11 protein-coding genes are annotated in these 14,669 nt (G+C 71.7%); 7 read left to right on the top strand and 4 right to left on the bottom strand.

The window, feature by feature from the left end:
• Nucleotides 1-107 precede the first annotated feature (107 nt).
• Genes glgX through ACIQH8_RS14630 form a run of 4 tightly spaced genes read left to right on the top strand, consistent with a single transcriptional unit; the run spans nt 108 to nt 7,123 of the window.
• The gene (glgX, locus tag ACIQH8_RS14645; protein WP_400999953.1) at nt 108-2,315 is read left to right on the top strand and encodes a glycogen debranching protein GlgX; all 2,208 of its coding nucleotides are present in this window, start codon (nt 108-110) and stop codon (nt 2,313-2,315) included.
• On the top strand, nt 2,312-4,807 hold the full coding sequence (gene treY, locus ACIQH8_RS14640; RefSeq protein WP_400999951.1) for a malto-oligosyltrehalose synthase: 2,496 nt from the start codon (nt 2,312-2,314) through the stop codon (nt 4,805-4,807). The genes glgX and treY overlap by 4 nt, the downstream gene beginning before the upstream one ends.
• A complete protein-coding gene (gene treZ, locus ACIQH8_RS14635; RefSeq protein ID WP_400999949.1) occupies nt 4,804-6,573 on the top strand; it encodes a malto-oligosyltrehalose trehalohydrolase in 1,770 nt (589 codons plus the stop codon). The genes treY and treZ overlap by 4 nt, the downstream gene beginning before the upstream one ends.
• A 43-nt stretch (nt 6,574-6,616) precedes the next feature.
• Nucleotides 6,617-7,123: a ClbS/DfsB family four-helix bundle protein gene (locus ACIQH8_RS14630; RefSeq protein ID WP_400999947.1), complete on the top strand. Its 507-nt coding sequence runs from the start codon at nt 6,617-6,619 to the stop codon at nt 7,121-7,123.
• A gap of 9 nt (nt 7,124-7,132) precedes the next feature.
• Here the strand turns inward: ACIQH8_RS14630 and ACIQH8_RS14625 are convergent, their stop codons facing one another.
• The 3 genes from ACIQH8_RS14625 to ACIQH8_RS14615 all read right to left on the bottom strand — a co-directional run bounded on the left by ACIQH8_RS14625 (nt 7,133) and on the right by ACIQH8_RS14615 (nt 9,908).
• Nucleotides 7,133-7,450 (bottom strand): hypothetical protein, encoded by a 318-nt coding sequence (locus tag ACIQH8_RS14625; RefSeq protein ID WP_400999945.1) that lies wholly within the window; start codon nt 7,448-7,450, stop codon nt 7,133-7,135.
• A gap of 51 nt (nt 7,451-7,501) precedes the next feature.
• Nucleotides 7,502-8,452, bottom strand: a complete 951-nt coding sequence (locus ACIQH8_RS14620; protein ID WP_400999943.1) for a Ku protein — start codon at nt 8,450-8,452, stop codon at nt 7,502-7,504.
• Nucleotides 8,453-8,549: 97 nt separating this feature from the next.
• Nucleotides 8,550-9,908, bottom strand: coding sequence for a glucose-6-phosphate dehydrogenase (locus ACIQH8_RS14615; protein ID WP_400999941.1), 1,359 nt, complete (start codon nt 9,906-9,908; stop codon nt 8,550-8,552).
• 158 nt (nt 9,909-10,066) lie between these two features.
• On the opposite strand from ACIQH8_RS14615, the gene ACIQH8_RS14610 reads away from it, so the two are divergent.
• Genes ACIQH8_RS14610 through ACIQH8_RS14600 form a run of 3 tightly spaced genes read left to right on the top strand, consistent with a single transcriptional unit; the run spans nt 10,067 to nt 13,515 of the window.
• Complete coding sequence (locus ACIQH8_RS14610; RefSeq protein ID WP_400999939.1) at nt 10,067-10,549, top strand: hypothetical protein; 483 nt, start codon at nt 10,067-10,069, stop codon at nt 10,547-10,549.
• 57 nt (nt 10,550-10,606) lie between these two features.
• On the top strand, nt 10,607-13,123 hold the full coding sequence (locus ACIQH8_RS14605; protein ID WP_400999937.1) for an ATP-dependent DNA ligase: 2,517 nt from the start codon (nt 10,607-10,609) through the stop codon (nt 13,121-13,123).
• A gap of 53 nt (nt 13,124-13,176) precedes the next feature.
• On the top strand, nt 13,177-13,515 hold the full coding sequence (locus ACIQH8_RS14600; protein ID WP_400999935.1) for a hypothetical protein: 339 nt from the start codon (nt 13,177-13,179) through the stop codon (nt 13,513-13,515).
• Between the two features lie 29 nt (nt 13,516-13,544).
• Here ACIQH8_RS14600 and ACIQH8_RS14595 read toward each other — a convergent pair whose 3' ends face one another.
• Nucleotides 13,545-14,633, bottom strand: a complete 1,089-nt coding sequence (locus ACIQH8_RS14595; RefSeq protein WP_401000768.1) for a fatty acid desaturase family protein — start codon at nt 14,631-14,633, stop codon at nt 13,545-13,547.
• Between the last annotated feature and the right edge of the window lie 36 nt (nt 14,634-14,669).

Genomic DNA, 14,669 nt, shown 5'->3' with positions numbered 1-14,669 from the left:
TGCGGCGCGAGCCCGACCTCGACCACGAGGGGCCCGCCGGCGTCAACGGACGCCGCCCCGGAACATCCGCCCCCTACGATGGCCGGAGGCTCATCGTTGGGGGATGCATGCACAGCTGGCCCGGTTCCACCTACCCGCTCGGCGCGACGTTCGACGGGAACGGAACGAACTTCGCGCTCTTCAGCGAGGTCGCCGAGAAGGTCGAACTCTGCCTCTTCGACAACCGGCGACGCGAGACGCGGGTCGCGCTGATCGACGTCGACGCCTACATCTGGCACGCGTACCTGCCGCAGGTGCAGCCCGGCCAGCGCTACGGCTACCGGGTGCACGGCCCGAACGACCCCGCCAGGGGCCTTCGCTGCAATCCCAACAAGCTGCTCCTGGACCCGTACGCGAAGGCCGTCGACGGCGCACTGGAGTGGAACCAGTCGCTCTTCGGCTACCCGTTCGGCGAACCCGACGGCCGCAACGATCAGAACTCGTCGAAGAGCATGATGCTCGGCGTCGTCACCAATCCGTTCTTCGACTGGACGGGCGACCGGCATCCGCGCACGCCCTACGCTGCATCGTTCATCTACGAGGCGCATGTGAAGGGGCTCACCGAGACGCTGCCCGGCGTGCCCGAGGAGATCCGGGGCACCTACGCGGGCATCGGGCATCCGGTCGTCATCGAGCACCTGAAGAAGCTGGGCGTCACGGCGATCGAGCTCATGCCCGTGCACCAGTTCGTGAACGACGGCACTCTGCAGGAGAAGGGCCTGTCGAACTACTGGGGCTACAACACGATCGCGTTCTTCGCCCCGCACAACGCCTACGCCTCGACCGGGCAGCGCGGCGAGCAGGTCCAGGAGTTCAAGGCCATGGTGAAGGCGCTGCACGGCGCCGGCATCGAGGTGATCCTCGATGTCGTCTACAACCACACCGCGGAGGGCAACCACCTCGGCCCGACCCTGTCGATGCGAGGCATCGACAACGCCGCCTACTACCGGCTCGTCGACGACGACCCCCGCTACTACATGGACTACACGGGTACGGGCAACTCGCTGAACGTGGGCCACCCGCACGCGCTGCAGCTCATCATGGACTCGTTGCGCTACTGGGTGCTCGAGATGCACGTCGACGGGTTCCGGTTCGACCTCGCCTCGACGCTCGCGCGCGAGTTCTACGAGGTCGACAAGCTGTCGACGTTCTTCGAGCTCGTGCAGCAGGACCCGGTGGTCTCGCAGGTGAAGCTCATCGCAGAGCCCTGGGACGTCGGCCCCGGCGGCTACCAGGTCGGCAACTTCCCGCCCCAGTGGACGGAGTGGAACGGCAAGTACCGCGACACCGTGCGCGACTTCTGGCGCGGCGAGCCGGCGACGCTCGGCGAGTTCGCCTCGCGGTTCACCGGGTCGGCCGACCTGTACGAGCATTCCGGACGGCGTCCGGTCGCCTCCATCAACTTCGTCACCGCACACGACGGGTTCACGTTGCGCGACCTCGTCTCGTACAACGAGAAGCACAACGACGCCAACGGCGAGGAGAACAACGACGGCGAATCGCACAACCGCTCCTACAACCTCGGCGTCGAGGGGCCGACCGACGACCCCGAGATCCTGACGCTCCGGGCCCGCCAGCAGCGCAACTTCATCGCCACGCTGCTGCTCTCGCAGGGCGTGCCGATGCTCTCGCACGGCGATGAACTGGGGCGCACGCAGGGGGGCAACAACAACGTCTACGCGCAGGACGGCCCGATCAGCTGGATCGACTGGGAGCACGCCGACCAGCCCCTCGTCGAGTTCACGGCCGCGGTCGCGAAGCTCCGTGCAGAGCACCCGACGTTCCGGCGGAGCCGGTTCTTCGACGGCCGACCGGTGCGCCAGCCCGAGGGCGGCCCGGTGCCCGACATCGTCTGGTTGCGACCCGACGGTTCGGTGATGGCCCCGGAGGACTGGGACGCGGGCTTCGGCAAGGCGATCGGCGTGTTCCTGAACGGCGAGGGCATCCGCGAGCGCGACCGCCGCGGGGAGCGCATCGTCGACCGCCACTTCATCGTGCTCTTCAACGCCCACGACGACACGGTTGAGTTCACGATCCCCGAGCACGAGCTCTCGCCCGAGTGGGAGGTGCTCATCGACACCGCGGGCCGTCGCGCCGACAGCGCCCCGGTCCAGTCCGGCGAGGTGATCGCGCTCGAGCAGCGATCGCTCGTGGTGCTCCGCCAGCACGATCCGACGCCCGAGGAGGTGGACCACTCGGTCGCCGCGTCGCTGTCGGCGATGGTCGCGGCCGCGAAGGAGGAGGCACCCGCGCCGAGGACGGAGGTGGGCAAGTGACGGATGCCGCCGGGCGGGCCGGGCGCGCACGCCGCGAGCCGACCCGTGCCGGGCGGGCCGGTCAGGGGCCGGTCGCCCGCGAACCGAAGTCGACCTACCGGCTGCAGGTCCGCCCGTCGTTCGACCTGCACGACGCGGCATCCGTCGTCGACTACCTCGACGCGCTCGGCGCCGACTGGCTCTACCTCTCTCCGATCCTGCCGGCGCGGGCCGGCTCCGACCACGGGTACGACGTCGTCGCGCACGACCGCGTCGACCCGGCCCGGGGCGGCGAGGCGGGCCTCGCGGCGGTGGCGGATGCCGCGCACCGCGCGGGACGCGGCATCCTCGTCGACATCGTGCCGAACCACGTGGGCGTCGCGGATGCCGCGCAGAACCCGTGGTGGTGGAGCCTCCTGCAGCTCGGCCGCGAGTCCCCCCACGCCGACGCGTTCGACGTGGACTGGGACCTCACCGGCGGGAGGGTGCGCCTTCCCGTGCTCGGCGGCACGGTCGAGGAAGCCGCGGCCGCCGGCGACCTGCGCATCGCACGCGGTCAGCTGCGCTACTTCGAGCACCGATTCCCCCTCGCGCCCGGTTCCGCCGACGACGGCGCCGACGCGCTCACCGTGCACGGCCGGCAGCACTACGAGCTCGTGCACTGGCAGCGCGCCGACGCCGAGCTGAACTACCGTCGGTTCTTCGCGGTCAACGAGCTCGCGGGGGTGCGCGTCGAACTGCCGGGCGTGTTCGATGCCACGCACGAGGCGATCGTCGCCTGGATCCGCGACGGACTCGTCGACGGCCTGCGCGTCGACCATCCCGACGGCCTGGCGCAGCCCGGCGCCTACCTCGAGCGGCTGGCGGATGCCACGGGCGGCGCGTACGTCCTCGTCGAGAAGATCCTCGAGGGCGATGAACCGCTTCCGCCGCACTGGCGCACCGACGGCACGACGGGCTACGACGTGCTCGCCGACGTCGACCGGGTGCTCGTCGACCCCCGAGGCGAGGCCGCGCTCGACGCGCTCGACGAGCGGCTGCGCGCCGAGACCGGCATCGAGGGTCCCGCCGACTGGCACGAGCTGATCCACGGCACCAAGCGCGGCATCGCCGACGGCATCCTCCGCAGCGAGGTGCTCCGCCTCGAGCGGATGCTGCCCGAGCCGCGGCCGGCCGACGCCGCAGACGCGCTCGCCGAGCTGCTCGCGTGCTTCCCGGTGTACCGCTCGTACCTGCCGGCGGGCGCGCCGCATCTGGAGGCGGCCGCGCGCCGCGCGCGCGAGCACCGGCCCGACCTCGGGGCGACGATCGACGCCCTGCTGACCGTGCTCGCCGACGGCTCGAACCCCGTCGCGGTCCGCTTCCAGCAGACGAGCGGCATGGTCATGGCGAAGGGCGTCGAGGACACGGCGTTCTACCGGTTCACGCGGCTCGGCTCGCTGACCGAGGTCGGCGGCGACCCGTCGGAGTTCGCGATCCCGGTCGATCGCTTCCACGAGCGCCAGGCGCGCCGTCACGCCGCGTGGCCGCACTCCATGACGACGCTCTCGACGCACGACACCAAGCGCGGCGAGGACGTCCGCGCGCGCCTCGACGTGCTCGCGGAGATCCCCGAGCGCTGGTCGATCGAGCTCGACGGCCTCCGTGCGACCGCGGGCTCGACGGGCGACGGCCCGTTCGACGCGCTGCTCTGGCAGGCGATGGTCGGAGCCTGGCCGCTCGAGCGCGAGCGCGCGCACGCGTATGCCGAGAAGGCCGCGCGCGAGGCATCCGTCTCGACGCGCTGGACCGCGCCCGACGAGGCGTTCGAGCGCCGCATGCACGACGTGATCGATCGCGCCTACGACGTCCCGGCGGCGCGCGAGCGGCTGGACTCCTTCGTCGCGTGGCTCGCGCCCACCGGCTGGTCGAACTCGCTCTCGGCGAAGCTGCTGCAGCTCACGATGCCGGGCGTGCCCGACGTCTACCAGGGTTCCGAGCTCTGGGAGACGAGCCTCGTCGACCCCGACAACCGGCGCCCCGTCGACTTCGAGCAGCGGTGGCGCATGCTCGCGGACCTCGACGACGCCGCAGGCCGCGGCGAACTCCCGGCGACGGATGCCACGGGCGCCGCCAAGCTCCTCGTCACCTCGCGGGCGCTCCGCGCCCGTCGCGACCACCCCGAGTGGTTCACGCGGTACCGGCCGCTCGAGGTCGTCGGGGAGGCCGCGCGGCACGCGATCGCGTTCGACCGCGGCGGCGCGGTGACCGTCGCGACCCGGCTGCCCCTGGGGCTCGCCGCGCGCGCGGGCGGCGAGCCGGCGGCATCCGCCCCGCCCGGAGCCTGGGGCGACACGGCGGTGCTCACCGCAGGCGGGTCGCTCGTCGACCTGCTGACCGGTCGCCGGTACGACGGCGGAATGCTCGTGCTCGCCGAGCTGCTCGCGACGTATCCGGTTGCGCTGCTCGTGCCCGCGGCATCCGACCCCGAGCGCGAGGTGCGGCGACACGGTGACGAGGAGGCTTCCCGATGACGCCCGAGCTGTGGGCCCCGATCCCGACGCGGGTCGCGCTGCGTCGTCCCGGTCGCGCCGACCTGCCGATGCGCCGCGACGACCGCGACCGATGGCACGCCGACGTCGAGCTCGCACCGGGCGACGAGTACGGCTTCGTGCTCGACGACGACCATCAGGCGCTTCCCGACCCGCGGTCGCTGCGGCAGCCGCTCGGCGTGCACGAGCTGAGCGCGGTCTTCGACCTCGGCGCGCACGACTGGGCGGATGGCTCGTGGACGGGCCGGCAGCTCGCGGGCGGCGTGGTGTACGAGCTCCACATCGGCACGTACACGCCCGAGGGCACGCTCGATTCCGCGGTCGATCGGCTCGACCACCTCGTCGACCTCGGCGTCGACGTCGTTGAGCTGCTGCCCGTCAACGCGTTCAACGGCACGCACAACTGGGGCTACGACGGCGTGCTCTGGTACGCCGTGCACGAGGCGTACGGCGGGCCGGCCGCCTACCAGCGCTTCGTCGACGCGTGTCACGCGCGCGGGCTCGCGGTGATCCAGGACGTCGTCTACAACCATCTCGGGCCGTCGGGCAACTACCTTCCCCGGTTCGGTCCCTACCTGCGCGTCGCCGAACGCAACACGTGGGGCGACTCGGTGAACCTCGACGAGCCCGAGGTGCGCCGCTACATCGTCGAGAACGCGATGATGTGGCTCCGCGACTTCCACGTCGACGGGTTGCGGCTCGACGCGGTGCACGCGCTGCGCGACCGATCGGAGCGGCACATCCTGCGCGAGCTCGCCGAGCACGCCGACGCGCTGTCGGCGCACCTCGGCCGCCCGCTTACGCTCATCGCCGAGTCCGACCTCAACGACCCGACGCTGATCATGCCGCGCGAGGCAGGCGGCTACGGCCTCACCGCGCAGTGGAGCGACGATCACCACCACGCGATGCACGTCGCCCTCACGGGCGAGACCGCCGGGTACTACGCCGATTTCGCGCCGCTCGATGCGCTGGTGAAGACGACCACGCGCGGCTTCTTCCACGATGGCACGTACTCGTCCTTCCGCGGGCGCGACCACGGGCGCCCGATCGACCCGGCCGTGCCGACCTGGCGCCTCGTGACGTTCACGCAGGACCACGACCAGGTGGGCAACCGCGCCGCCGGCGATCGGCTCTCGCCGGCCCTCGGGGCGGACCGGCTGGCGGTCGCCGCGGTGCTGAACCTGACGACGCCGTTCACGCCCATGCTGTTCATGGGCGAGGAGTGGGGCGCCTCGACGCCGTGGCAGTTCTTCACGTCGCATCCGGAACCCGAGCTCGGCCGTGCGACCGCCGAGGGTCGCATCGCCGAGTTCGCCCGGATGGGCTGGGACGAGTCGCTCGTGCCCGACCCGCAGGACCCGTCGACGTTCGAGCGGTCGAAGCTCGACTGGTCGGAGCCCGCCGATCCCGATGGTGCGCACGCGGCGCTGCTCGACCTGCACCGGCGGCTCCTCGCCCTCCGCCGTGCCCGGCCCGAGCTGACCGATCCGTCGTTCGAGCACACGACGGCCTGGGCGGATGACGCGTCCGGCCGGTTCCGGATGGACCGCGGCGCACCCGACGCCCCCGAGCGGGTCGTGGTGCTCGTGAACCTCGGGAGCACGCCGTGGGCGCTGGAGCTGGACGGACCCGCCGAGATCCTGGTCGCGACCGACCCCGCGCTCGCCGAGGCCGGTGCGCCGGACCGCATGCTGGAACTCCCTCCCGAGTCGGCCGCCATCCTCGCCGTCGCGCACGGCGCCGTGTGACGGGCTCGCCGCGGCGGCCGCCGACGGCTCGTAGGCTGGGCGCGTGACGATCCCGCAGCACCGCGCCGACCTCGTCCGCCAGGCGGTCGACCGCTTCGCCGAGTTCGAGCGCGCGCTCGATTCGCTGGAGGGCGTCGCGCTTCCGGCGCGGACTGAGCCCATGACGGATGCCGCGGCACCCGAGCCGCGCGACCGCGACGCCGTCGACGTGGTCAACCACCTGCACGCGTGGCACGTGCTGCTCCTCGGCTGGCTCGCGGCCGACGCTGCGGGCGAGGTCCCCGCGTTCCCGGCCGACGGGTACACGTGGCGCGATCTCGATCGGTTGAACCGCGACCTGCGCGACCGGTACCGCGGCGACGGCGACCCCGAGGCCGCGCGCGAGCGTCTCCGCGCGAGCCACGCTTCCGCACTCGCTCGGCTCGATGCGATGACCGACTCCGAGATCTTCGCCGACGGCCGGATCTGGCTGAGGGGGGCGACGCTGGCCGAGCCGGCGCACGAGTGCCTCGGCGGGCACTACGCCTGGGCGATCGGCGCGCTCGGCTGAGCCGTCGGTTCAGGAACGGCCGGGCAGGTTCAGCTCGTCGGGATCGACGTCGACGTCTCCCGCGTCGTCGGGGCCGCCCGTCCCCGGTACCGCGCGGACCTGCGACTCGTCGACGTCGGCCGCGACGCGGTCGGGCATCGGGTCCTGCTGCTTCTCGATCGTCTCGGTCTCGCTTCCGGGCGAGGTGCGGGTGTCGTCGGTGTCGGTGTTCGCACCCGGGATGTCGTCCTCGGGCCGCGGGAGGTCGTGGGGCCGCTCCGGCGCCGGCGGGCCGCTCTCGCCCTCACCGGCCGCGAAGCGCGAGAGGATGTCGTCGTTGTCGCTCATGGCGCCACGGTACGTCGCGCCGCTCGGCCAGGCACGGGGTTGACGTGGGCGTCAGCCCGCCTTCTTCGTCGTGCGCCGCTTGGACGCGGGCTTCTCGTCGCCGGAGTCGGCCTTCGAGGACGCGGCCTTCGCGGTGGACTTCTTCCCCGCCGACGACTTCGACGACGACGTCTTCGATGAGGTCTTCGACGATGTCGACGCCTCGGCATCCGCCCCGCCGCCGCGCTTCGCGGCGATCGACTGCCGCAGGGCCTCCATGAGGTCGATGACCTCGCCGCCCTCCTCCTCGGGCTGTTCGCCGAACGTCGCCGCGGTGTCGAGCGCGTCGCCCTGCTCGAGCTTCGCCTGGATCAGCGTGCGCAGCTCCTGCTGGTACTCGTCGACGAACTGCTCGGGCTCGAAGTCGTTCGAGAGGCTCTCGATGAGCTGCTTGGAGAGGTCGAGCTCCTTCGAGGTGATCTTCGCCGGTTCGTCGAGCGCCGGGAAGTTCGCCTGGCGCACCTCGTCGCTCCAGAGGAGCGTCTGCACCATGAGCACGTCGCCGAACACGCGCAGCGCGGCCAGTCGCGTCTTCTGGCGCAGCGCCATCCTGACGACCGCGGTGCGGTCGGTCGACTCGAGGGCCTCGCGCAGCAGCACGTACGCCTTGTTCGACGCCGAGTCGGGCTCGAGGTAGTAGCTGCGGTCGAACATGATCGGGTCGATCTGGTCGGTCGGCACGAACTCGACGACCTCGATCTCGCGGCTGCGCTCGGCGGGCAGCGACTTGAGGTCCTCGTCGGTGATGATGACGGTGCGTTCACCGTCGTCGTAGGCCTTGTCGATGTGCTGGTAGGGCACGACCTCGCCGTCGATCTCGCACACGCGCTGGTAGCGGATTCGCCCGCCGTCCTTGTCGTGCACCTGGTGCAGGGACACGTCGTGGTCCTCGGTCGCGCTGTACAGCTTGACGGGCACGTTGACGAGGCCGAACGTGACCGCCCCCTTCCACACGGCTCGCATCACCCCAGTACACACCCGACCGGATGCGAGCGGTAGCCCTTGCGCCGGCGCCGGGGCGAGGGCCGACGGATGCCGCGCCCGCGCGCCGAGGGCCCCATCAGCGATCCGGCGGCCCGTCCGAGCCCGCCGGATACTCCTCCAACGGCACCCGGCCCTCGCGCCAGGCCGCCAGGACGGGCTCGACGATGCGCCAGGACTCCTCGGCGATGTCGCCGCGCACCGAGAGCGTCGGATCGTCGGTGAGGATGCCCTTCAGCACCTCGCCGTAGGGGAGCAGGGCGCCGGGGACCTGCTGCGCGACGAGTGTCGTCTGCTCGAGCGCGAACGGGTCGCCCCCGCCGTTCATGGTCAGGCCGAGCTCGACCTGACCGGAGCTCAGGTCGAGTTCGAGCCAGTCGGCACTCGGCCGACCCTCGAGGCCCTCGATCGGTGCGACGGGGCGGAACACTGCGCGGACGACCTTGCGGGCCCGGCCGAGTGCCTTCCCGGAGCGGAGCCGGAACGGAACACCGCGCCAGCGGTCGGTGTCGACCTCGACGACCACCTCGGCGAGGGTCTCCGTCCCGCCGGCCGGATCGACGCCCGGCTCGTCCGCGTAGGCGGGAAGCTCGCGATCGTCGACGGATCCCGCCGAGTACCGTGCCCGCCGGCTCGACGCGACCGGGTCGCCGCCCCGCACCGACGTCCGGCGGACCGCCTCGGCCATCGCATCGCGCAGTCCGGTCTCGTCCACGCGGGAGATCGGCTCCATGGCGACGAGTGCAAGCACGACGAGCAGGTGGCTCTGGATCATGTCGACGAGTGCGCCGGCGTGGTCGTAGTAGCCGGCCCGGCCCTCGAGCGCGAGGGTCTCGTCGTACACGATGTCGATCCGTTCGATCGCCGCCCGGTTCCAAACCGGGTCGAGCAGTCGGTTCGCGAAGCGCACGCCGAGCAGGTTTAGCACCGTCGCACGCCCGAGGAAGTGGTCGATGCGGAAGATCCGGCGTTCGGGCACGATGCGCGTGAGCAGCTCGTTCAGCGCTCGGGCGCCGGCGAGGTCGCCGCCGAACGGCTTCTCGAGCGCGAGCCGGATCCCGTCGGGGGTGTCGAGCGTGTCGAGGACGGCGCAGACGCGGACGGTCACCGACGGCGGCAGCGCGAAGTAGAGCACGGGCACGAAGCGGCACTCGGCGAGGAGTCGTGAGAGCTCGGCCGGCTCCGTGGCATCCGCCCGCAGGTACCGTGTGCCGTCGAGCACCCGCGACCGCCGAGGCTCGGGTACGCCCTCGAGCGCGGCGGCGACGCGGGCGCGCCACGTCGGTGCGTCGACGTCGCCGAGGCCCGCCCCGATCACCTCGAGCTCGAGCTCGAGGTTCTCCGACGCGAGCAGCGTGCCGAGACCGGGCAGGAGCAGACGACCGGTGAGGTCGCCGTCCGCGCCGAGGACGAGGAGGGTGGCCGGTGCGGCGGGCATGGTGGTCTCCCTGGGTCGGTCCGGACGGCTGGCGTCCCTCCACGCTAGGGCCGGCGTTCGGATCCGCAACCCCCTGTCCGCAGCTCGACGATCGTGATCGTCTCGTGGTGGAACGCGATGTCGGAGGCGGCATCGCCCATCGACTCAGGGAGGCGGAGATGTCCGAACGACGAGGTCGAACCGTGGTCGCGCGAGTCGCGCTCGCCGCCGCAGTGATGTTCCCGGCGGCCGGTCTCGCGGGCTGCAACGTGCTCGCGGGAGACGAGCCATTGCCCCCGGAGGAGCTCGAGGGCATCGCGATCGGTGCCAACGCCGAGCTCTCGGGAATCGACGTGCGGAGCATCGTGCTGATCTCCAGGGACGCGGGGGAGCCGGGCCGCATGCTCGGCACGCTCTTCAACCGGACCGACTCGCCCGTCGAGGTGACCTTCTCCGACGAGGACGACTCGGTGACCGTCGTCGCCCCGGTCGGCGAGCTGGTCAAGTTCGAGGAGCAGGAGACCGTCATCGGTTCCGTCGAGCAGCGCCCCGGCTCGTACGTGACGATCCGCGTGAGCGCGGAGGGCGAGGATGTCTCGATGGACGTGCCCGTGTTCGACGGCGACCTGGAGTTCTACGCGCCGTTCGTGCCGTCCACGTGACGCGCCCGCATCCGCGCCGGGTCCGTCGGAGGGCCCGGAGGGGGCAGGATGGGGCACATGGCGCAGGGTGCGGCGCAGCTGGTCGACGTCGACGGACGTCGGCTCCGACTGACGAGCCTCGACAAGGTCATGTACCCGGAGACCGGGATGACCAAGGGCGAGATGATCGCCTACTACGCCGAGATCGCGCCCGTCATGCTGCCGCATGTCGCGGGGCGCCCGATCACCCGCAAGCGCTGGGTGAACGGGGTCGGCACGCCGAGCCATCCGGAGCAGGCCTTCTTCGAGAAGAACCTCGAGCACGGCCCCGAGTGGCTGCGCCGCGGTGTGCAGCACCACTCCGACGGCGACAAGACCTATCCCATCGCCGACAGCCGGGCGAGCCTCGTCTGGCTCGCCCAGATGGGGGCCATCGAGCTGCACGTGCCGCAGTGGCGCTTCGATCCGTCGGGCGCACCGGCGAACCCCGACCGGATGGTGTTCGACCTCGATCCGGGCGATGGCGTGGGCCTCGCCGAGTGCGCCGAGGTCGCACGGATGGTGCGCGCGATCCTCGACCCGATCGGCCTCGAACCGGTGCCGGTGACCAGTGGCAGCAAGGGCATCCACCTGTACGCCGCCCTCGACGGCGCACAGTCCTCCGAGCAGGTGTCGGCCGTCGCCCACGAGCTCGCGCGGGCGCTCGAGGCCGACCACCCCGACCTGATCGTGTCGAGCATGCGGAAGACCCTCCGCGGCGGCAAGGTGCTCATCGACTGGAGCCAGAACAACGGCAAGAAGACGACGATCGCCCCGTACTCGCTCCGCGGGCGATTCCGTCCGACGGTCGCCGCACCGCGGACGTGGGAGGAAATCGACGACCCCGGCCTCCGGCACCTCGAGGCCGACGAGGTCGTCGCACTGGTCGCCGAGCGCGGCGATCCGATGCTCGCCGTGACCGGCTCGACCGTCGACGGCCCGCTCAGCACCTACCTCTCGATGCGCACCGCGGGGTCGACGCCCGAGCCCATGCCCGATTCGGCCTGGGGCGTCGCGAACGACGGCGACCCGCGGTTCGTGATCCAGGAGCACCACGCGAGGCGACTCCACTTCGACCTGCGCCTCGAGCGCGACGGCGTGCTGAAGAGCTGGGCGGTGCCGAAGGGCGTCCCGGATGACACGGGCACGAACCACCTCGCTGTGCAGACCGAGGACCACCCGATGGAGTACCTCGTGTTCGAGGGCACGATCCCCGACGGCCAGTACGGTGCCGGGGGGATGACGGTGTGGGACACCGGCACCTACGAGACCGAGAAGTGGCGCGACGACGAGGTGATCTTCACGCTGCACGGCCGTGTCGGCGGGCCCCTCGGGCGCGTGCGCCTCGCGCTCATCCGCACGCAGGGCGACGGCGAGAAGAGCCAGTGGCTGCTGCACCGCATGAAGGAGCAGCGCGGCGGTGACGCGGGGTCGAGCGGGGCGGATGCCGCGGCCGCGCCGGCCACGGCGACGGCGCCGGACGGCGCGCGATCGCGCTCAGCGCCATCCGCTCGCTCGACCGTGCGGTCGACCCACTCGCGCTCGACCGGCGGACCGCGCGACCCGGTGCCGAAGCCGATGCTCGCCGTCCCCGGAACCGCCGGACTCGTGGCCGCGGACGACTGGGCGATCGAGTGGAAGTGGGACGGCATCCGCGTGGTCGCCCGTGCGGAGGACGGCGTCGCACGGCTCGTCAGCCGCAACGGGATCGATCAGACGGCCACGTATCCGGAGCTCGCGGGGCTCGCGTCCGCGCTCCGTGCGGACGCCGTGGTCGACGGCGAGATCGTCGCGCTCGACGAGCGGGGCCGGCCCGACTTCGGGCTGCTGCAGCGCCGGATGAACCTCGGCAAGCCGCGCGAGATCGCCGCGGCCGCGGCATCGGTCCCGGTCCGGCTGCACCTGTTCGACGTGCTCGAGGTCGCGGGCACATCCACGATCGACGAGCCCTGGGAGCGCCGACGCGAACGGCTCGAGCGCCTCGTTCGGCCCCGCACCGACGCGCCCGTCGATGTGCCGCCCGTCGTCGAGCTCGGCGCCGAGGAGGCGCTCGAGGAGGCACGTCGGCTCGGCCTCGAGGGGATCGTCGCGAAACGTCGTGGCTCGCGCTACACGCCCGGCGTCCGGAGCGACGACTGGGTGAAGGTCAAGCTCTCGCGGACGCAGGAGGTGGTCATCGGCGGCTACCGCATGGGATCGGGCACGCGGACCGGTCGCGTCCGCTCGCTGCTCGTCGGGGTGCCCACGCCGGCGGGCCTGCGCTACGCCGGCCGCGTCGGGTCGGGGCTGCGTGAACGCGAAACCGAGAGATTGCAGGGAATGCTCGACGGGATCGTGGGGGACACCTCGCCGTTCATGGAGGTCCCCGCGACGGATGCGGCGGATGCCGTGTGGGTCCGGCCCGAGCTCGTCGGCGAGATCGAGTTCGGCGAGTGGACGCGGACGGGGGTGGCGCGGCATCCGCGCTGGCGGGGCCTCAGGCCGGACAAGGGGCCGGAGGACGTGCGCTCCGACGAGGACGATCCGATGGGGGACATGGCCGGGAATTCCCCGTGAATGCGGGCGCATCGGCCGTAGGCGTGTCACCCGATCGGGGGTACTCTTCAGGAGTGGGAACCCTGTACTACGGCGATGCCGGCACTCCGATCGAGATCGACGACCGAGCGCTCGCCCACCTGAAGATCGCCATCACGACGAAGCTCCGTCGCAACGAGAGCTTCACGCTGTCGTGGCGCCACCTCGGCAGCCCGACGCCCGGGCGGAGCTCGCTGTGGCTGCACCCCGCCATCCCGCTCCGGTTCGTGTTCGAGACCCCTGAGGCGCCCGAACTCGACCGGGAATGGGTCGAAGACCTCATGCGCGGCGCGAACTCAGGCGGCGGGATCGTGCTCGACCTCGCGAGGGTCGCGGCAGAACAGCCCGGACCGAAGCCCGTCGAAGCCGCGTGACCGCGTAGCGTCGTCGACCGTCCGGCCGCTCAGCGGCGACGGAACTCGCCGGCCGCCGGACAGTCGAACGGGTCCCGCGCGGCCAGCCCGACGCGGTTCAGGTACCGGATCACGATCGCGTACGAGCCCACCAGGGTGGTCTCGGTGTAGGGGATGCCGAGCGACCGGCAGTGCTCGCGCACGATCTCGCGTGCGCGACCGAGGTGGGGGCGCGGCATGCTCGGGAACAGGTGGTGCTCGACCTGGTGGTTGAGCCCGCCCATGAGTGCGCCGGTCCAGCGCCCGGTGATGTTGCGGCTGGTGAGCACCTGCTTGCTCAGGAAGTCGAGCTTCGCGTCGGCCGGGACGATCGGCATGCCCTTGTGGTTCGGGGCGAAGGACGCACCCATGTACACGCCGAAGACGGCCAGCTGCACGCCGAGGAACGCGAAGGCCATGCCGAGCGGAAGGAACCAGAACACCACGGCGACGTAGGCGCCGAGGCGCAGCGCGATGACGGCGAGTTCGAGGCTGCGGCCCGGGACCGCGCGGCGCTCGAAGAGCGACCTGATCGAGGTCACGTGCAGGTTCAGGCCCTCGAGGAGGAGCAGGGGGAAGAACAGCCAGCCCTGTCGGCGGGTGATCCAGCGGAGGAGCCCGCGCTGCCGTGCCGCGTCCTCCTCGACGAACGAGATCGTGTCGAACTCGATGTCCGGGTCCTTGCCCACCTTGTTGGGGTTCGCGTGGTGACGGGTGTGCTTCGTCATCCACCACTGGTAGCTGATGCCGACCACGCCCGTCGCCACCAGCCTCCCCACGCGGTCATTGGCCCGGCCCGACGCGAGCACGGCGCGGTGCGAGGCCTCGTGGGCGAAGAACGCGAACTGCGTGAAGATGATGCCGAGCGCTGCGGCGATGAGCAGCTGGAACCAGGAGTCGCCCAGCAGGACGAAGCCGGCGATCGCCCCGCCGAGTGCGATCGCGAGTCCGCCGACGAGCAGCGCGTAGAAGACCGGGGTCCGGCGGAGGAGCCCGCTCTCCTTGATCACCTGCGACAGCGCCGCATAGCTGTGCGTGACGCCCGGGCGATCACCGCGGGGCTTCGTGGAGCGGACGGCACCGACCTGGGGTGCAGAGATGAGTGAACTGATGATCCGGCCCGTCGTCGTCGACTT

Origin of the sequence: Agromyces sp. GXQ0307 (assembly GCF_044769845.1) — a bacterium.
Classification (GTDB): domain Bacteria; phylum Actinomycetota; class Actinomycetes; order Actinomycetales; family Microbacteriaceae; genus Agromyces.
This window is presented reverse-complemented; position numbering and strand designations above follow the sequence as displayed.

What these genes read in the sequence shown, in the direction of transcription:
- ACIQH8_RS14605 (WP_400999937.1), top strand. Translation starts at nt 10,607, where the DNA reads ATGGCGCAGGGTGCGGCGCAGCTGGTCGACGTCGACGGACGTCGGCTC.
- glgX (WP_400999953.1), top strand. Translation starts at nt 108, where the DNA reads ATGCACAGCTGGCCCGGTTCCACCTACCCGCTCGGCGCGACGTTCGAC.
- ACIQH8_RS14610 (WP_400999939.1), top strand. Translation starts at nt 10,067, where the DNA reads ATGTCCGAACGACGAGGTCGAACCGTGGTCGCGCGAGTCGCGCTCGCC.
- ACIQH8_RS14620 (WP_400999943.1), bottom strand. Translation starts at nt 8,452, where the DNA reads ATGCGAGCCGTGTGGAAGGGGGCGGTCACGTTCGGCCTCGTCAACGTG.
- ACIQH8_RS14615 (WP_400999941.1), bottom strand. Translation starts at nt 9,908, where the DNA reads ATGCCCGCCGCACCGGCCACCCTCCTCGTCCTCGGCGCGGACGGCGAC.
- treZ (WP_400999949.1), top strand. Translation starts at nt 4,804, where the DNA reads ATGACGCCCGAGCTGTGGGCCCCGATCCCGACGCGGGTCGCGCTGCGT.
- ACIQH8_RS14625 (WP_400999945.1), bottom strand. Translation starts at nt 7,450, where the DNA reads ATGAGCGACAACGACGACATCCTCTCGCGCTTCGCGGCCGGTGAGGGC.